Annotated in this window: 15 protein-coding genes and 1 other RNA gene; 6 read left to right on the top strand and 10 right to left on the bottom strand. The window is 70.2% G+C overall.

The genetic code is table 11. The annotated features are described in order from the left end of the window. The 3 genes from AC2H6A_RS10345 to AC2H6A_RS10335 all read right to left on the bottom strand — a co-directional run. Positions 1-270, bottom strand: a 270-nt coding sequence (locus AC2H6A_RS10345; protein ID WP_484273232.1) for a dihydropteroate synthase, incomplete at its 3' end; no start/stop codon positions are given. A 50-nt stretch (positions 271-320) separates the two neighbouring features. After that, the gene (gene ftsH / locus AC2H6A_RS10340) at positions 321-2219 is read right to left on the bottom strand and encodes an ATP-dependent zinc metalloprotease FtsH (protein ID WP_484273230.1); all 1899 of its coding nucleotides are present in this window, start codon (positions 2217-2219) and stop codon (positions 321-323) included. 95 nt (positions 2220-2314) lie between these two features. Further along, entirely contained in the window at positions 2315-3022 is a 708-nt protein-coding gene (locus AC2H6A_RS10335; RefSeq protein WP_484273229.1) for an RlmE family RNA methyltransferase, read from the bottom strand. Positions 3023-3108: 86 nt separating this feature from the next. Here AC2H6A_RS10335 and AC2H6A_RS10330 point away from each other — a divergent pair, with 86 nt between their 5' ends. Continuing rightward, positions 3109-3924 carry a YhbY family RNA-binding protein gene (locus AC2H6A_RS10330; RefSeq protein ID WP_484273227.1) on the top strand — a complete coding sequence of 272 codons (816 nt, stop codon included), beginning with the start codon at positions 3109-3111 and terminating at the stop codon, positions 3922-3924. Positions 3925-3958: 34 nt separating this feature from the next. Here the strand turns inward: AC2H6A_RS10330 and greA are convergent, their stop codons facing one another. The 7 genes from greA to ffs all read right to left on the bottom strand — a co-directional run bounded on the left by greA (position 3959) and on the right by ffs (position 12065). Further along, positions 3959-4435: a transcription elongation factor GreA gene (gene greA / locus AC2H6A_RS10325; RefSeq protein ID WP_484273225.1), complete on the bottom strand. Its 477-nt coding sequence runs from the start codon at positions 4433-4435 to the stop codon at positions 3959-3961. A gap of 63 nt (positions 4436-4498) precedes the next feature. Continuing rightward, positions 4499-7747 (bottom strand): carbamoyl-phosphate synthase large subunit, encoded by a 3249-nt coding sequence (gene carB, locus AC2H6A_RS10320; RefSeq protein ID WP_484273224.1) that lies wholly within the window; start codon positions 7745-7747, stop codon positions 4499-4501. A gap of 44 nt (positions 7748-7791) precedes the next feature. Continuing rightward, on the bottom strand, positions 7792-8955 hold the full coding sequence (gene carA, locus AC2H6A_RS10315) for a glutamine-hydrolyzing carbamoyl-phosphate synthase small subunit (RefSeq protein WP_484273222.1): 1164 nt from the start codon (positions 8953-8955) through the stop codon (positions 7792-7794). A gap of 230 nt (positions 8956-9185) precedes the next feature. Then, on the bottom strand, positions 9186-9797 hold the full coding sequence (gene recR, locus AC2H6A_RS10310; RefSeq protein WP_484273220.1) for a recombination mediator RecR: 612 nt from the start codon (positions 9795-9797) through the stop codon (positions 9186-9188). Between the two features lie 16 nt (positions 9798-9813). Then, complete coding sequence (locus AC2H6A_RS10305) at positions 9814-10140, bottom strand: YbaB/EbfC family nucleoid-associated protein (protein WP_484273219.1); 327 nt, start codon at positions 10138-10140, stop codon at positions 9814-9816. Between the two features lie 66 nt (positions 10141-10206). Continuing rightward, on the bottom strand, positions 10207-11943 hold the full coding sequence (gene dnaX / locus AC2H6A_RS10300; RefSeq protein WP_484273218.1) for a DNA polymerase III subunit gamma/tau: 1737 nt from the start codon (positions 11941-11943) through the stop codon (positions 10207-10209). A 23-nt stretch (positions 11944-11966) separates the two neighbouring features. After that, positions 11967-12065: signal recognition particle sRNA small type (gene ffs, locus AC2H6A_RS10295), an RNA gene on the bottom strand. Between the two features lie 160 nt (positions 12066-12225). On the opposite strand from ffs, the gene trxA reads away from it, so the two are divergent. From trxA to AC2H6A_RS10270, 5 genes are all read left to right on the top strand, one after another. Then, entirely contained in the window at positions 12226-12546 is a 321-nt protein-coding gene (trxA, locus tag AC2H6A_RS10290) for a thioredoxin TrxA (RefSeq protein WP_484273216.1), read from the top strand. Between the two features lie 239 nt (positions 12547-12785). Continuing rightward, entirely contained in the window at positions 12786-14042 is a 1257-nt protein-coding gene (gene rho, locus AC2H6A_RS10285) for a transcription termination factor Rho (RefSeq protein ID WP_484273214.1), read from the top strand. 147 nt (positions 14043-14189) lie between these two features. Next, positions 14190-14447, top strand: a complete 258-nt coding sequence (locus AC2H6A_RS10280; RefSeq protein WP_484273212.1) for a type B 50S ribosomal protein L31 — start codon at positions 14190-14192, stop codon at positions 14445-14447. 167 nt (positions 14448-14614) lie between these two features. Further along, positions 14615-16318, top strand: coding sequence for an ArnT family glycosyltransferase (locus AC2H6A_RS10275; protein ID WP_484273210.1), 1704 nt, complete (start codon positions 14615-14617; stop codon positions 16316-16318). Further along, positions 16318-17462: MATE family efflux transporter (locus tag AC2H6A_RS10270; protein ID WP_484273208.1), on the top strand; the 1145-nt coding region annotated here is incomplete at its 3' end. The genes AC2H6A_RS10275 and AC2H6A_RS10270, both read left to right, overlap by 1 nt.

Below are 17462 nucleotides of genomic sequence, written 5' to 3'. Positions count from 1 at the left end.
CCTCAGGGCCTCGAGCACCGGCGCGAGCCGGGCCCATTCGGTCTCGGCCGACACCGGCTCGGCGCCGGGCCGGGTGGACTCGGCGCCGATGTCGAGCAGGTGCGCGCCCTCGTCGAGCATGACCCGCGCGCGGGCAAGCGCCTGATCGGGGTCAGGATGCCGCGCGCCGGGATGGAAGGAATCGGGCGTGAGGTTCAGCACCCCCATCACCCGCGGCTCGTCAAGCGGCAGCCGGAAGCGGCCGCATTGAAGGAACGAAGAAGCCGACACGGTCGGGCCGGGAACCGGACAGGCCCGGCCGCGAGGGCCGGGCGCTGGACTTACTGCGCGGCAGGCGCCGCCGGCGCATTGGGCGCTACCGTGGGCGCAGTGCCCGACGAGCCGCCGGTGCCACCCGTGCCACCGGAACGCTCCTTGGGGGGGCGCGGCGGACGACCACTGCAGATGTCGTCGATCTGATCGGCGTCGATGGTTTCCCAATCGAGGAGCGCGGCGGTCATGACCTCGACCTTGTCGCGGTTGTCTTCCAGGATGCGCCGCGCCACCGCGTACTGCTCGTCGATGATGCGGCGAATCTCGGAGTCGACCTTGCGCATGGTGTCTTCCGACACGTTGGTGGTCTTGGTGATGGAGCGGCCGAGGAAGATCTCGCCTTCATTCTCGGCGTACACCATGGGGCCCATGACATCGCTCATGCCATAGCGCGTGACCATGTCGCGGGCCATGGCCGTGGCACGCTCGAAGTCATTGGAAGCGCCGGTGGTCATCTGCTTCATGAACAGCTCCTCGGCGATACGCCCGCCGAAGAGCACCGCAATGGTGTTGAGCATGCGATCGCGGTCCATGCTGTAGCGATCCTGCTCGGGCAGCTGCATGGTGACGCCCAGTGCCCGGCCGCGCGGAATGATGGTGACCTTGTGGACGGGATCGGTCTTGGGCAGCAGCTTGGCCACGATGGCATGGCCGGACTCGTGGTACGCGGTGTTGCGACGCTCTTCCTCCGGCATGATCAGCGAGCGGCGCTCGGCGCCCATGATGATCTTGTCCTTGGCGCGCTCGAAATCGATCATCTCGACCAGGCGGGCCGAGCGACGCGCGGCGAACAGTGCGGCCTCGTTCACCAGGTTGGCGAGATCGGCACCCGAGAAGCCGGGCGTGCCGCGGGCGAGGAGATCGGCCCGGACATCAGGGCCGATGGGCACCTTGCGGATGTGCACGTTCAGGATCTGCTCGCGGCCGCGGATGTCGGGCAGCGGCACCACCACCTGACGGTCGAAGCGACCCGGGCGCAGCAGGGCGGGGTCGAGCACATCGGGGCGGTTGGTGGCGGCGATGACGATCACGCCCTGACCGGTCTCGAAGCCGTCCATCTCGACCAGCAGCTGGTTGAGGGTCTGCTCGCGCTCATCATTACCTCCGCCCAGACCGGCGCCGCGCTGGCGGCCGACCGCGTCGATCTCGTCGATGAACAGGATGCAGGGCGCATGCTTCTTGGCGTTCTCGAACATGTCGCGAACGCGAGCCGCGCCCACCCCGACGAACATCTCGACGAAGTCGGAGCCGGAGATGGAGAAGAACGGAACCTTGGCCTCGCCGGCGATGGCCTTGGCGAGCAGGGTCTTGCCGGTGCCGGGCGAACCGACCATGAGCACGCCGCGTGGAATGCGACCGCCGAGCTTCTGGAACTTGGACGGATCACGGAGGAACTCGACCAGCTCGCGAACATCTTCCTTGGCTTCATCGCAGCCCGCGACATCGGCGAAGGTGATGCTGTTGTTGCTCTCGTCGAGCAGACGGGCTCGGCTCTTGCCGAACGAGAAGGCGCCGCCGCGGCCACCGCCCTGCATCTGTCGCATGAAGAACACCCACACGCCGATCAGCAGCAGCATGGGGAACCACGAGACGAAGATGTTGAGCAGCAGCGACTGCTCTTCCTCGGGCTTGGCGTTGACCTGGACGCCGAACTTCATCAGGTCGCCGACCATCCAGGGATCGCTGGGCGAGAACACCGTGACGGACTTGTTGTCCTTGGTGCGGGCGCGCAGGGTGCGACCGTCGATGGTGACGCTGTCGATGCGCCCCTCGCGGGCCTCGGCCATGAATTGGGAGTACGGCATGTCGCCGCCACGGGCCTGTCGACCGTCGAACTGCTTGAAGACGGTGAACAGCACCAGGGCGATGACCAGCCAGACCGCGGCCTTTGAGAACACGTTGTTCACTTAGGAATGCTCCTTTTCCAGCAGAAGGATTCTACGCAGATTGGGGCGTTGCCGCCAGCCGCAAGTGCCCGATAAGTCGTTGATCCGTATGGGGCTTACACCGGACCGACCAACGGAGCGGGGGTGACGGGCGCGGTTTGGGCCTGCTGGCGGGCCTGCGCCAGCGCCGCCGGCTTCAGGCCGCGACCGAGCAGGTAGGTCTCGGCCGACTTGTCCCGGGAGGCCTTGGGCTTGCGCGGGGCCACCCGCAGGAAGACCTGCTTGAAGCGTTCCACGAGCTGGCTGTAGCCGCTGCCATGGAAGCACTTGACCAGCAGTGCGCCCTCGGGCTTGAGGTGATCGATGGCGAAGGCCACGGCAAGCTCGATCAGGTCAGCCATGCGCGCGGCGTCGGCGGTGGCAACCCCCGAGAGGTTGGGCGCCATGTCGGAGACGATCAGGTCGGCGCGCTCGCCGCCGAGGCGGGCCGAGAGTTCGGCGAGGACCGCATCCTCGCGGAAATCGCCGAGCATGAACTCGACATCGGCGATCGGGTCCATGGGCAGCAGGTCGAGCGCGACGATGCGGCCGCGGATGCCGCCGGCGCCGGTGGCCAGCCGCTCGCGCAGCACCTGGCTCCACGCGCCCGGCGTGCTGCCGAGATCGACCACCAGGTTGCCGGGACGGATGAGGCGGTCTTCCTGGTCGATCTCGATCAGCTTGAAGGCCGCGCGCGAGCGGTAGCCGCGAGCCTGCGCCTGCTTGACGTAGGGATCGTTGCGGTGCTGGTCCAGCCAGGCCTTGCTGAAGCGGTTCTTGGCCATGCGGCGCGGGGGCGCGACGGGCGCGCGAGGTGAGGGTCGGTCGCCATTATCCGCCGGCCCGGGCGCGGGACCGATAGAATCCGCGCATGGATGACCCTATCGAAGCACCCGTCGGTGCGCCGACGCTCGACGCCGCCGCCCGCAAGGCGCTCAAGGCGCAGGCCCACCCGCTCAAGCCGGTGGTGATGATCGGCCAGGAAGGCCTCACCCCGGCGGTGCTCGCCGAGGTGGAGCGCTCCCTGGTCAGCCACCAGCTGATCAAGGTCCGGGTGCTCGGCGATGACCGTGAGGCCCGCGCCGCCATGCTCGCCGAGATCTGCGAGCGCACCGGCAGTGCGCCGGTGCAGCACATCGGCAAGCTGCTGGTGGTATGGCGGCCGGCGCCGGTCGATCCCCAGGCAGGTGCCGGGCAGGCCAGCGGCCGCGTCCGGCCGAATGCGCCCTACCATCGCAAGAAGGCGGCTGGCGCCGGGCAGAAGGCGCCCACCCGCCGGGCTCGTCCGCGCGCCGAGGAATCCGCGCCGCAGGCGGTCTCGCCCACCGGGCGTGGTCTGGCCGCCCGGGGGGCCGCCGCGCGCGGCGCGGCTGGGCGCGGCGCGGCCGAGGGCGGCAGGACATCGGGGGGCCGGGGTTCGGCCGAGGGCCGCGGCGCCGGTGCCAGCCGAGGCCTGACCGGCAGCCGGACAGCCGGGTCGGGCCGCAGCACCGGCGCGGGCAAGGCGCCGAAGGCCGCCCGGGCGGTGCCGCTGCCGCGGGGCGCCGCGGCCGGCAAGCCGGCACGGCCGGGCCGTGCGCCCACCCTGGCCTCACCCGGCGAGCGCACCCGGGGCGGACGTGGTGCCGGCACGGGCGCCCCCCGCGGCGCGCCGGCGGGCCGAACCGGCGGCGGCCGCAAGCGCTGAATACGCGCCACGCGGGCCGCCGGCCCGTGCAGGCCTACTCGTAGCGAACGTTCAGGATCTCGTACTCGCGAACGCCGCCGGGGGCCTGCACCTCGGCGACATCGCCGGCGTACTTGCCGATGAGGGCCCGGGCGATCGGGCTCGACACCGAGATGCGCCCGGTCTTGATGTCGGCCTCGTCGTCGCCGACGATCTGATAGGTGACGGTGTCACCGCTCTTGAGGTCTTCGAGCTCGACCGTGGCCGCGAACACCACGCGGCCCTCGGCGTCGACCAGGCGGGCATCGATCACCTGGGCATTGGCGAGCTTGCCCTCGAGATCGGTGATGCGACCCTCGATGAATCCCTGGCGCTCGCGGGCGGCGTCGTACTCGGCATTCTCTGAAAGGTCGCCCTGGGCGCGGGCCTCGGCGATGGCGGTGATCACCGCCGGGCGGTCGACGGTCTTGAGGCGGTGCAGCTCGTCCTTGAGCAGCTGGGCGCCCCTCAGGGTGAGCGGAATGGTGGGCATGGCGGAACTCCGGTTCAGGTGCGCGGCCGCCCCCCGCGGCGCGGGGCGGCGGTCGGGGGCGACTCAGGCGGCGAGGCTCTGGTGCAGCTGCTGCAGACTATAGACATCGAGGGCGTTGAGGTGGCGCATGCCGGCCACCGCTGCTCGGGCACCGGCCAGCGTGGTGTAGTAGGTGACCCGCTGCGCGAGCGCGGTGGTGCGGATCGAGCGTGAATCGGCGATGGCCCCGCGCTTTTCTTCCACGGTGTTGATCACCAGTGCCACCTCGCCGTTCTTGAGCATGTCGACGATGTGCGGGCGGCCCTCCTGGACCTTGTTGACGACCTGCACCGGGATGCCCTGCGTGGCGATCGCCGCGGCGGTGCCGCGGGTGGCCACCAGCCGGAAGCCGATCTCGTGCAGCGCGCGGGCCACCTCGACCACGCCCGGCTTGTCGGCGTTCTTCACCGACACGAAGGCCGTGCCCGAGGACGGCAGGCGCACGCCGGCGGCGAGCTGCGACTTCACGAAGGCCTCGCCGAAGGTGAAGCCCACGCCCATCACCTCGCCGGTGGACTTCATCTCGGGACCGAGGATGGTGTCCACGCCGGGGAACTTCACGAAGGGGAACACCGCTTCCTTGACCGAGTAGTAGGGCGGCGTGACCTCATGCTCGACACCCTGGCTGGCGAGGCTCGCGCCGGCCATGCAGCGGGCCGCGATCTTGGCCAGCGGCAGGCCGGTGGCCTTGGAGACATAGGGCACGGTGCGCGAGGCGCGCGGGTTCACCTCGAGCACGAAGACCGTGCCGTCGCCGCCATCGGCCGAGCGCTGGATGGCGAACTGCACATTCATGAGCCCGACCACTTTCAGGGCGCGGGCCATCTGCTCGGTCTGGCGCTTGAGCTCGGCCACCATGGTGTCCGACAGGGAGTACGGCGGCAGCGAGCAGGCCGAGTCGCCGGAGTGCACGCCGGCCTGCTCGATGTGCTCCATGACGCCGCCGACGAACACCCGCTGGCCATCGGACAGGCAGTCGACATCGACCTCGATGGCGTCGTTCAGGAAGCGGTCGAGCAGCACCGGACTGTCGTTGGAGACCTTGACCGCCTCGCGCATGTAGCGCTCGAGGTCGCGCTGCTCATGCACGATCTCCATGGCCCGGCCACCCAGCACATAACTGGGCCGCACCACCAGCGGATAGCCGATCTCCTGGGCCATGGCGATGGCATCGGCCTCGGTGCGCGCGGTGCGGTTGGGCGGCTGGCGCAGGTTGAGCTTGACCAGCAGCTTCTGGAAGCGCTCGCGGTCTTCGGCGACATCGATGCTCTCGGGTGAAGTGCCGATGATCGGCACCCCGTTGGCCTCAAGAGCGCGGGCCAGCTTCAGCGGGGTCTGGCCGCCGTACTGCACGATCACGCCCACCGGCTTTTCGAGATCGACGATCTCGAGCACATCCTCAAGGGTGAGCGGCTCGAAGTAGAGGCGGTCGCTGGTGTCGTAGTCGGTGGAGACGGTCTCGGGGTTGCAGTTGACCATGATGGTCTCGAACCCGTCCTCGCGCAGCGCGAGCGCCGCGTGCACGCAGCAGTAGTCGAACTCGATGCCCTGGCCGATGCGGTTGGGGCCCCCGCCGAGCACGATGATCTTGCGCCGGCTGGTGGGCTGGGCCTCGCACTCCTCCTCATAGGTGGAGTAGAGGTAGGCGGTGGTGGTGGCGAATTCGGCGGCGCAGGTGTCCACCCGCTTGAACACCGGGCGCACGCCCCATTCGCGGCGCAGCTTGCGGATCTCGGCCTCGGTGCTGTCGAGCAGGTAGCCCAGGCGCCGGTCGGAGAAGCCCTTCTTCTTGAGCCACAGCAGCGTGGCGCGGTCGAGGTCGCCGAGGGTGCGCCGGTCGAGCGCGAGCTCGATGTCGACGATCTCCTTGATCTGCGACAGGAACCAGGGATCGATGCGGGTGAGCGCGTGCACCTCCTCGAGCGTGAAGCCGGCGGCGAAGGCATCGCCCACGTACCAGATGCGCTCGGGCCCGGGCTCGCCGAGCTCCTCCTCGATGCGCTCGCGCTCGGTGGTCTTCTGGTTGAGGCCGTCGACGCCCACCTCGAGGCCGCGCAGCGCCTTCTGGAAGCTTTCCTGGAAGGTGCGGCCGATGGCCATCACCTCGCCCACCGACTTCATCTGCGTGGTGAGGTGGCTGTCGGCCTGCGGGAACTTCTCGAACGCGAAGCGCGGGATCTTGGTGACCACATAGTCGATGCTCGGCTCGAAGGAGGCCGGCGTGGCGCCACCGGTGATGTCGTTGCGCAGCTCATCGAGGGTGTAGCCCACCGCAAGCTTGGCGGCCACCTTGGCGATCGGAAAGCCGGTGGCCTTGGAGGCCAGCGCGGAGGACCGCGACACGCGGGGGTTCATCTCGATGACGATCATCCGGCCGTCGGCCGGGTTGATCGCGAACTGCACATTGCTGCCGCCGGTGTCGACGCCGATCTCGCGCAGGATGGCGATCGAGGCATCGCGCATCAGCTGGTATTCCTTGTCGGTGAGCGTCTGCGCCGGCGCCACGGTGATGGAGTCGCCGGTGTGGATGCCCATCGGATCGAGGTTCTCGATCGAGCAGACGATGATGCAGTTGTCCGCGCGGTCGCGGACCACCTCCATCTCGAACTCCTTCCAGCCGATCATGCTCTCCTCGATCAGCAGTTCGCTGGTGGGCGAGGCCTCGAGCCCGCGCTTGCAGATGGTCTCGAACTCCTCGGCGTTGTAGGCGATGCCGCCACCGGTGCCGCCAAGCGTGAAGCTGGGCCGGATGATCATGGGGAAGCCGGCGCCGCCATTGGCCTCGGCGATGCTGCGCTGGACCGCCCAGGCCTCGTCGAGGCTGTGCGCGATGCCCGAGCGCGCCGAGCCCAGCCCGATGCGGGTCATGGCGTCCTTGAACTTGCTGCGGTCCTCGGCCTTGTCGATGGCTTCGGGCGAGGCGCCGATCAGCTCGACCCCGTAGCGCGCGAGCACGCCCTGGCGATGCAGGTCGAGCGCGCAGTTCAGCGCGGTCTGGCCGCCCATGGTGGGCAGGATGGCGTCGGGGCGTTCCTTGGCGATGATGCTCTCGACCACCTGCCAGGTGATCGGCTCGATGTAGGTGACATCGGCCGTGCCGGGGTCGGTCATGATGGTCGCCGGGTTGCTGTTGACCAGCACCACCCGGAAACCTTCTTCGCGCAGGGCCTTGCAGGCCTGCGCGCCGGAGTAGTCGAATTCGCAGGCCTGGCCGATGACGATCGGGCCGGCGCCGATGATGAGGATGCTCTGGATGTCGGTGCGCTTGGGCATGGCGGCCTGTCAGGCGAAAGGGTGGACGACGGACACGGGCGGCATCAGGCGGATGCCTGACGCATCAGCGCCACGAACCGGTCGAACAGGTAGCCGATGTCATGGGGCCCCGGGCTGGCCTCGGGATGGCCCTGGAAGCAGAAGGCCGGCCGGTCGGTGCGGGCGAGCCCCTGGATGGAGCCGTCGAACAGCGAGACATGGGTGACGCGCAGGTTGGACGGCAGGCTGTCGGGATCGACGGCAAAGCCGTGGTTCTGGCTGGTGATCAGCACCTGTCCGGTGTCGAGGTCTTTCACCGGATGGTTGGCGCCGTGATGCCCGAACTTCATCTTGAGGGTGCGTGCGCCCGAGGCGAGACCCATGATCTGGTGCCCAAGGCAGATGCCGAAGGTGGGCAGGCCGCGGCCGATGAGTTCGCTCGCTGCCGCAATGGCGTAGTCGCAGGGCTCGGGGTCACCGGGGCCGTTGGACAGGAACACGCCATCGGGCTGCAATGCCAGCGCCTGCGCGGCACCGGCCTGCGCCGGCAGCACGGTCACCTCGCAGCCGCGGTCGGCCAGCAGCCGCAGGATGTTGCGCTTGACGCCGAAGTCGAAGGCCGCCACGCGCAGCGCCCGGCCACCGACCGGCGCACCCGGGGCGCGATGGCCCTCGCCTAGCGCCCAGGAACCCTCCTGCCAGGCATAGGCGTGCGTGGTGCTTACCTCGCGGGCGAGGTCCATGCCGGCCAGCCCCGGGAAGGCGCGGGCCGCGGCGAGCGCCTCGGCCACATCGAGCGTGGCACCGGGTGCGTCGGCCGCCACGAGACAGCCGGCCTGCGCGCCCTTCTCGCGCAGCAGGCGTGTGAGGCGACGGGTGTCCAGGCCGGCAATGCCGGGGATGGCATGGTCGCGCAGGTAGGCGATCAGGCTGCCGGTGCTGCGCCAGTTGGAGGCGAGCGCGGGCAGGTCGCGCACCACCAGACCGGCGGCGTGCACCTGCGAGGACTCGGCGTCTTCGGGATTGACCCCGGTGTTGCCGATGTGCGGATAGGTGAGGGTGACGATCTGACGGCAGTAGCTGGGATCGGTGAGGATCTCCTGGTAACCGGTGAGCGAGGTGTTGAACACCACCTCGCCCACGCGGCGCACCGGTGCGCCGATCGACTGGCCGTGGAAGACGCTGCCGTCGGCGAGCGCCAGGACGGCGGGGGCTGTTTGGGGCAACAAAGGACGACTCCTGGGCGAGGTCCGCCTGACGGGCCGGGCGCGGACCCGGCGGGCCCGGCCCCGGACGGGCGCAGGCCCGTCCGCCGGATCACCGCGCCGGGCCTGCGAATAGACCCGGATCGATGACGCTCGCAAGCAGCCCGATGCGCGGTTTGCGCAGCGGCGGTCAAACCTGCGGATGATAGCACGGCGGGGCAGGCCGACCCGCACTCCCGACCCGCCCGCCAGACTCAGCCGCGGATGGTCTTGCGATCGCGCATGGCCTGCGCGATGGTCGAGGCGTCGACATACTCGAGTTCGCCGCCCACCGGCACGCCGCGGGCGAGCCGACTCACCGCCAGCCCCCGGGCCCGAAGCAGCTCGCCGAGGTAGTGCGCGGTGGCCTCGCCCTCCTGGGTGAAGTTGGTAGCGAGGATCACCTCGGTGACCACGCCGTCGCCGGCTCGCTCGAGCAGGCGCTGCAGGCCCAGTTCACGCGGCCCCACCCCGTCGAGCGGCGAGAGCCGGCCCATCAGCACGAAGTAGCGCCCCTGGAAGGCCAGGGTCTGTTCGACCATGGCCTGGTCGGCCGGGGTCTCGACCACGCAGAGCAGGCTGGGGTCGCGCCGCGGCGAGGCGCAGGTCTCGCAGAGCTCGGCATCGGCGAAGGTGTTGCACAGGCGGCAGCGCCCCAGTCCGCCGAGCGCGGCGTCGAGTGCGCGCACGATCTGGCGCGCGCCCTCGCGATCGTGCTGCAGCAGGTGATAGGCGTGGCGCTGCGCCGCGCGCGGGCCGACCCCGGGCAGTCGGCGCAGGGCCTGCACCAGCGCCTCGAGCAGGCCGGGCGGCGCAGCGGATTTCATGGCCGCGGCAGCACGCTCAGAAGGGCAGCTTGAAGCCCGGGGGCATGGGCATGCCCGCGGTGACGCTGCTCATGCGCTCCTGCGAGGTCTGCTCGGCACGGCGCAGGGCATCGTTGACGGCAGCAACCACCAGGTCTTCGAGCATGTCGCGGTCATCGGCCACCAGGCTGGGATCGATGACCACCCGCTTGACCTCGTTGCGGCAGGTGACAATGACCTTGACCAGACCGGCGCCCGACTGGCCCTCGACCTCGACCTGCGCGAGCTGCTCCTGCACGCGCTTGAGGTTGTCCTGCATCTGCTGGGCCTGCTTCATCAGGCCGGCGAGTTGTCCCTTCATCATGGCGATGGTGTCCTTGGCTGCGTCGCGATCGGGCGACGGGTTGGGCGGAAAGGGGTCGGCGGTCGATCAGGGATCGACCGGCCGGATGGAATCGGGAACGATGCGCCCGCCGAGATCGTCGATCAGGCCGCGCACGAAGGGGTCGCGCTCGAGGGAATCGCGGGCCTGGGCCAGGCGGCGGTTGCGCTGCTCCTGGGCGACCTGCGCGGCGGTGGCCTGGCCCACCGCACCCACCTCGACCGACAGCTGCACCGGCTGGCCGAAGTGCGCGGCCAGTCCTTCGCGGACCTTGGCGAGCGTGCCGGCCTCGGCCAGCGGCCGGATCGGCACCCGCACCCGGAAGGCGAGCCCGTCATGGCCCAGGAGTTCGCTCTGCTCGAGGAACTGCTGCGCGAAGCCCCCCAGGCGCACCCGGGTGGCAAGGGCCGGCCAGTTGCCGTCGAAGGGCGAGGATCCGGTGGCCTCGGATCGGCGCTGGTCTGCGGGGGCTGCGGTTGCGGGGGCAGCGGCGGCTGCGGGAGGCGCGGCTTCGGGCGATGCGGCTGCGGGCGCTGCCGGGGCCGCCGAGACCGCGGGCGCACCCGGCGCCGGCACTGGCCTGGGCGGCGCGGCGATGCTCACCCGCGGCGACGGGGCCGTGCTGAGCGGAACGGCGGGCGACGAGGCCGGCCGCGGCGTCGCCGCAGGCTGCCCGCGCCCCGCCGGGGGCGGCCCACCGACGCCGGCCGCCTCCGGCCGGAACGCCAGCAGCCGCAGCAGCGTCATGGTGAAACCCACCCGCTCGTCGGGCGCGAGGGGAAGGTCACGCGCGCCGTGGATGACGATCTGGTAGTAGACCTGCAGCTCTTCGGGCTCGGCCTGCGCGGCATGCGCGGCAAGGTCAGGGTCGTCTTCCGGCGCCTGGACGAGGCCGGCCCGGCACAGGGCCATGCGCTGCAGGCGCACCGCGAACTCATCGAGCACCCGGCGCCAGGGCGCGCCGGCGGCGGCCATGTCGTCGGCGAGCGCGATGAGGCCGGCGCCGTCACCGGCGAGCAGCGCGGCGGTCAGCTGCCGGATCCAGCCGGCATCGACCACGCCGAGCATCTCGGCGACATCGGCCTGCGCCACCGAGCCGCCGCCGAAGGCGATCGCCTGATCGAGCAGCGAAAGCGCGTCGCGCATGCTGCCCGCAGCGGCCCGGCCGATCAGCCCGAGTGCGCCCGGCTCGAAGGCCACGGATTCGGCCTGCAGGATGCCGGCCAGATGGGAGGCCACGGCCTCGGGCGGCATGTTGCGCAGCCCGAACTGCAGGCAGCGCGAGAGCACCGTGACCGGCACCTTCTGGGGATCGGTGGTGGCCAGGATGAACACCACATGCGCCGGCGGCTCCTCGAGGGTCTTGAGCATCGCGTTGAACGCGTGCGACGAGAGCATGTGCACCTCGTCGATCATGTAGACCTTGTAGCGACCGGCCGAGGGCGAGTACACCGCCGCCTCGAGCACCTGGGCCATCTCGTCGACGCCGCGATTGGAGGCCGCGTCCATTTCGAGGTAATCGGGGAAGCGTCCGGCATCGATCTCGGTGCAGGCCGAGCACACGCCGCAGGGCCGGTCGGTGACGCCGGTCTCGCAGTTGAGCGCCTTGGCGAGGATGCGCGCGATGGTGGTCTTGCCCACGCCGCGGGTGCCGGTGAACAGGTAGGCGTGGTGCAGCCGCCCCGACACCAGGGCGTGCGAGAGCGCGCGCACGGCATGGTCCTGGCCGACCAGGGTTGAGAAGTCGCGGGGGCGCCACTTGCGCGCAAGTACCTGATGGGCCACGGTGACTGCCGGCGGAAAGGGAGGGGGGCGAGCCGGGACCCCGGCACTCGCGACGGCTGGCTGTGGCTGCTTCCTTCCGGACCTGACCAGATTGACCACGCCGCGATGCGGGGGGGCCCGCCCGAACCCATTCTAACAGCCGACGGGGATCGCAGCGGCGCGGCCCTCCTCGCCCGGATGAGCCCGCTGGCCGCCGGCATGACCTGGCCCCGCTGTGCGGGCACGCCATGCGGGGGCGCAGCGCCTGTGGTATTTTCCCCGACCTTCCCGGAGGATCCCGCCATGAGCATCACCCATGTTTCCGACAAGAGCTTCGAGCAGGACGTGCTGAAGGCCGACAAGCCCGTCCTGGTCGATTACTGGGCACCCTGGTGCGGCCCGTGCAAGCAGATCGCGCCCATCCTCGAGGAGTTGTCTCGCGACTACGACGGCCGCGTCCAGATCGCCAAGATCGATGTCGACGACAACCCCGAGACCGCCACCCGCTACGGCATCCGCGGCATCCCCTCGCTGCTGCTCTACAAGGGCGGCGAAGTGATCGCCACCAAGGTCGGCGCGGTCTCGAAATCCCAGCTTGCCCAGTTTCTGGACAGCCATCTCTGATTCGTTGTAATCTCCCGGCACGCTCGACGGCACCGCCGCCGTGGGCTGCCGGCTCATGCCGGTCGCCCGCACCCCCAGGGCCACTCGCCCCCTCCCGCCCCTCGTCCTGCTGAACCCGGCCCGTCCCGAGGGGCCCCGCAGCATCCGCCGCGAGCCAGGTCGTCCCAGACACGCCCACCCGCCACGGCCCGGCACTGCCCGCCGTCCTTCCCGACCCAGGTTCCGGCTCCCCGCACCCCATGCACCTATCCGATCTGAAGGCCCAGCACGTCTCGCAACTCATCGAGCTGGCCACCAGCCTGGACATCGAGGCGCCTCAGCGCATGCGCAAGCAGGAGCTGATGTTCGCGATCCTCAAGCGCAAGGCCAAGACCGGCGAGTCGATCTTCGGCGACGGCGTGCTCGAGGTGCTGCCCGACGGCTTCGGCTTCCTGCGCTCGCCCGAGACCTCCTACCTGGCGAGCACCGACGACATCTACATCTCGCCCTCGCAGATCCGGCGCTTCAACCTGCACACCGGTGACTCCATCGAGGGCGAGGTGCGCACGCCCAAGGATGGCGAGCGCTATTTCGCGCTGGTGAAGGTCGACAAGATCAACGGCGAGCCACCCGAGGCGAGCAAGAACAAGATCCTGTTCGAGAACCTCACGCCGCTGCATCCGAACAAGGTGATGACCCTCGAGCGCGACATCCGCGCCGAGGAGAACATCACCAGCCGGATCATCGACATGATCGCGCCCATCGGCAAAGGCCAGCGCGGCCTGATCGTGGCCCCGCCCAAGGCCGGCAAGACCGTGCTGATGCAGCACATTGCGCACGCGATCACCACCAACCATCCCGATGTCACCCTGATCGTGCTGCTCATCGACGAGCGTCCCGAGGAGGTGACCGAGATGAGCCGATCGGTGCGCGGCGAAGTGGTCGCCTCCACCTTCGATGAACCCGCCACCCGGCATGTGCAGGTGGCCGAGATGGTCATCGAGAAGGCCAAGCGGCTGGTCGAGCACAAGCGCGACGTGGTCATCCTGCTCGACTCCATCACCCGCCTGGCCCGCGCCTACAACACCGTGGTGCCGGCCTCGGGCAAGGTGCTCACCGGCGGCGTCGATGCCAATGCGCTGCAGCGGCCCAAGCGATTCTTCGGGGCGGCCCGCAACATCGAGGAGGGCGGCTCGCTCACGATCATCGCCACCGCGCTGATCGACACCGGCAGCCGGATGGACGAGGTGATCTACGAGGAGTTCACGGGCACCGGGAACATGGAGCTGCACCTCGATCGCCGCATGATGGAAAAACGCGTCTACCCGGCGATCAACATCTCGCGCTCGGGCACCCGGCGCGAGGAACTGCTCATCCGCAACGATGTGCTGCAGAAGATCTGGATCCTGCGCAAGCTGCTGCACGACATGGACGAGATCGCCGCCATGGAATTCCTGCTCGACAAGATCCGCGCCACCAAGAGCAACCAGGAATTCTTCGAGATGATGAAGCGCTAGGCGCCCGCGCCCGCGCAACTTGCCGCAGGCGCACGCCTGTGCCATGATTTAAGGCTTCGCTGAATTCGCCCCAACCATGGGCCGTGGCTCAACGCCGCGGCCAAGCGCCCGTCGGCGCGCGGCGGTCGGCATCCTGAAGGAATCGCGATGAAATCTGGCATCCACCCCGAGTACCGCGAGGTCGTGTTCCAGGACATGTCCACGGGCTTCAAGTTCATCACCCGCTCGACCCTGTCCTCGCGCGAGAAGATCACCATGGAAGACGGCAAGGAGTATCCGCTGATGAAGCTGGATGTCACCTCCGAGTCGCACCCCTTCTACACCGGCGCCCAGCAGCGCATCAGCGAAACCGGCCGGGTCGAGAAGTTCCGCCAGAAATTCGCCCGCACCAAGGCCGGCGCCTGAACGGCGCATCCGCCGGACACGCCACGGCGGTCCCTTGCGGGATGGCCGGCGGCTGATCCGGCGCCTGGCGGCGCCCGCGCCGCCGGCTGGCAGCGAAGCGCTGCCGTGTTCATCCTGACGTCACCCACCGCGCGGCCCGAGCCGGCCGGCAAGCACCGACCGCTGCGATGCGCTCCTTCCTGGTGACCGATCTGCAGGCCGGCAAGCTGCCCCGGTGGGGCCTGTGGCTGCTCAGCCTGCTCTACATCGTTCCCGGTCTTGCCGGCCGAGACCCCTGGCGCGCGGCCGACGCACTCGGCTTCGGCGTGTCGCTGGCCATGGCCCGTGGCGGGCCGACGCAATGGCTGATGCCCGAGATCGCCGGCGAGCCGGTGCCCGACGAAGGGCCGCTGCCGCACTGGCTGGCAGCGCTGGCCATCCGCGCGCTGCCGGCGCTGCCGGCGCATGTGGCCGCGCAGCTCGCGGCCATGGCGCTGCTCGGGCTGATGTTCGTGGCGCTCTGGTACGCCACCCTGCAGCTTGCCCGGCAGCCGAGGCTGCTGCCTGCCGATCCCTTCGACGCGCGCGCCACGCCCACCGATTTCGGGCGGGCGGTCGCCGACAGCGCCCTGCTGCTGCTGATGGCCACGATCGGCCTGATCGCGCCGCTGCACGAGAACAGCGCCGACGCGGCGCAGCTGGTGTGGATCGCGGTCTTCCTGTTCGGCGCGGCGATCGCCATCGAGCGGCCGCTGACCGGCGGCCTGATCGCCGGCGCAATGATCGCGGCCACCGTGACCACGCGCGGCCTGCTGCCGGCGGCAGCCCTGACCGCGATCACCCTCGGGCTGCCGATGGTGTCGTCGGCCTGGCGGGTGGTGGCCGTGCGCTGGCTGCTGGCCGCGCTGCCTGCGGCACTCATGCTCGGTCTGGCCTGGCCGCTTGCGCTGGCCCTGTCGTCCGCGCCTGGTGCGGGCGACCATCTGCGACAGTGGCTCGACTGGAATTCGACCGGGTTCGGCCTGCCCGACGCCGCCGGACTGGGCTACTACGCGCGCACGGTGCCGTGGTTCCTGTGGCCGGTGTGGCCGGTGGCCACCTGGGCGATCCTGCGCTGGCGCGGGCGTCTCGACGAGCCGGCGCTCGCCCTGCCGACGCTGAGCGCGGTGGTGCTGGCCGTGGCCGCACTCGCCCGATCGGATGCGCCGGAGGGCTTCATCATGCAGCCGGCGGCCGCGCTCGCCATGCTCGCGGCCATGGGCCTGCCGACGCTGCGACGCTCGATCACCAGCCTGATCGACTGGTTCGCGGTGATGACCTACACGCTCATCGGCCTGGCGGTGTGGGCCTACTGGCTGGCCTGGCTGATCGGTGCCCCACGGCCCATGGCCACGAGCGCGGCGGCGCTGTCACCGGGCTTCCAGCCGCAGTGGTCGCCGGGTGCGCTCGCGCTGGGTGCCGCGGCCACCCTGGCCTGGCTGGCGCTGGTGCGCTGGCGGGTGGCCCGCCATCGGCCGGCGCTCTGGCGCCCGGTCACGCTCTCCTGCGGCGGACTGGTGCTGGCCTGGCTGCTGCTGATGACCCTGTGGCTGCCGGCGATCAACCAGCGCAACACCTACCGCGAGCTGGCCGCGCAGATTGCAGCGCGCCTGCCCGCGGGCCAGACCTGCATCACCCCGGTGGCGCTGGGGCGGGCCCAGCGGGCCATGCTGCAGTACTTCGGCGGCCTGCCGCTGGCCGAGTCCGACCCGGCGTGCCGCTGGCGCATCGAACAGGTGAGCGGCGCGGCAGCGCGCCAGCCCGCCAACCTGCCGATGGGCTGGACGCTGGTCTGGGAGGGCGCCCGGCCGCGCGACCGCGACGAACTTCTTCGCCTGTACCGGCAGCCCTGATGCGCGGCGAGATCCTGCGCCTTGCCTGGCCCCTCTACATCGGCCAGCTCGCGGTGATGGTCAACGGGATCATCGACACCGCCATGGCGGGCCGGCTGTCGGCCCAGGACCTCGCCGCGGTGGGTCTGGGCTCGAGCGTCTATGTCAGCGTCTATGTGTCGCTGATGGGCGTGCTGCTCGCGCTCTCCCCGATCGCCGCCCAGCACCTGGGCGCCGGCCGCCGGGCCGAGGTGGGCGCCGCCTTCTGGCAAGCAGTGTGGGTGGCGCTGGCGCTGAGCGTGCCGGGCTGCATCGCGCTGGGCTGGTCGCAGCCCTGGATCGCACTGGCCGATGCGCCCGCCGAGCTCGCCGGGCGCATCGATGCCTATCTTGGCTACACCGCGGCGGGCATCCCGGCGGCGCTGCTGTTTCGCTGCTTCTACGCGCTGAACACCGCCATTGCCCAGCCCAAGGTCGTGATGGCGATCAACCTGATCGGCGTGGCTGCGAAGTTTCCGCTGAACCTGCTGTTCATGCATGGCAGCGAGATGCTGGGCCTGCCAGCGCTCGGCGGGCCGGGGTGCGCGCTGGCCACCAGCGTGATCGCCTGGGCGAGCGTGATCGGCGCCGCGGCATGGCTCTGGCGAGACCCGCGCTACAACGGCCTGGCGCTGCGCCGCCCGGTGGCGCCGCGGGCGCGGGCGATGGCCGAGCTGCTGCGCCTGGGGCTGCCGATCGGCGCCACCTACCTGATCGAGGTGACCTCGTTCACCTTCATGTCGATCCTGGTGGCGCGCTTTGGCACCGTGACGCTGGCCAGCCATCAGATCGCGGCCAACCTCACCGGCGTGATCTACATGATCGCCATGGCGATCGCGAGCGCCACCAGCACCCTGGTCGCGCAATCACTGGGCGCTGGCGACCTCGCCCGGGCACGCGTGCTGGCCCTCACCGGCATCCGGCTCGGCGTGGCGCTGGCCGTGCTGGCAGGCGCGCTGCTGTGGCTGCTGCGCGCGCCGATCGCGCAGGCCTACAGCACCGATCCGTCCGTGGTGGCGGCGGCCCTGCCCCTGCTGGCCGCGCTGGCGGTGTTCTCGGTGTTCGACAGCCTGCAGACGCAGATCGCCTTCGTGCTGCGGGCCTACAAGATCGCCACGCTGCCCAT

Source organism: Quisquiliibacterium sp. (genome assembly GCF_982640115.1).
This window is presented reverse-complemented; position numbering and strand designations above follow the sequence as displayed.

Excerpts from the sequence above, each read along its gene's own strand:
- AC2H6A_RS10335 (WP_484273229.1), bottom strand. The coding sequence starts at position 3,022 with ATGGCCAAGAACCGCTTCAGCAAGGCCTGGCTGGACCAGCACCGCAAC.
- AC2H6A_RS10330 (WP_484273227.1), top strand. The coding sequence starts at position 3,109 with ATGGATGACCCTATCGAAGCACCCGTCGGTGCGCCGACGCTCGACGCC.
- greA (WP_484273225.1), bottom strand. The coding sequence starts at position 4,435 with ATGCCCACCATTCCGCTCACCCTGAGGGGCGCCCAGCTGCTCAAGGAC.
- carB (WP_484273224.1), bottom strand. The coding sequence starts at position 7,747 with ATGCCCAAGCGCACCGACATCCAGAGCATCCTCATCATCGGCGCCGGC.
- recR (WP_484273220.1), bottom strand. The coding sequence starts at position 9,797 with ATGAAATCCGCTGCGCCGCCCGGCCTGCTCGAGGCGCTGGTGCAGGCC.
- AC2H6A_RS10305 (WP_484273219.1), bottom strand. The coding sequence starts at position 10,140 with ATGATGAAGGGACAACTCGCCGGCCTGATGAAGCAGGCCCAGCAGATG.
- trxA (WP_484273216.1), top strand. The coding sequence starts at position 12,226 with ATGAGCATCACCCATGTTTCCGACAAGAGCTTCGAGCAGGACGTGCTG.
- rho (WP_484273214.1), top strand. The coding sequence starts at position 12,786 with ATGCACCTATCCGATCTGAAGGCCCAGCACGTCTCGCAACTCATCGAG.
- AC2H6A_RS10280 (WP_484273212.1), top strand. The coding sequence starts at position 14,190 with ATGAAATCTGGCATCCACCCCGAGTACCGCGAGGTCGTGTTCCAGGAC.
- AC2H6A_RS10275 (WP_484273210.1), top strand. The coding sequence starts at position 14,615 with ATGCGCTCCTTCCTGGTGACCGATCTGCAGGCCGGCAAGCTGCCCCGG.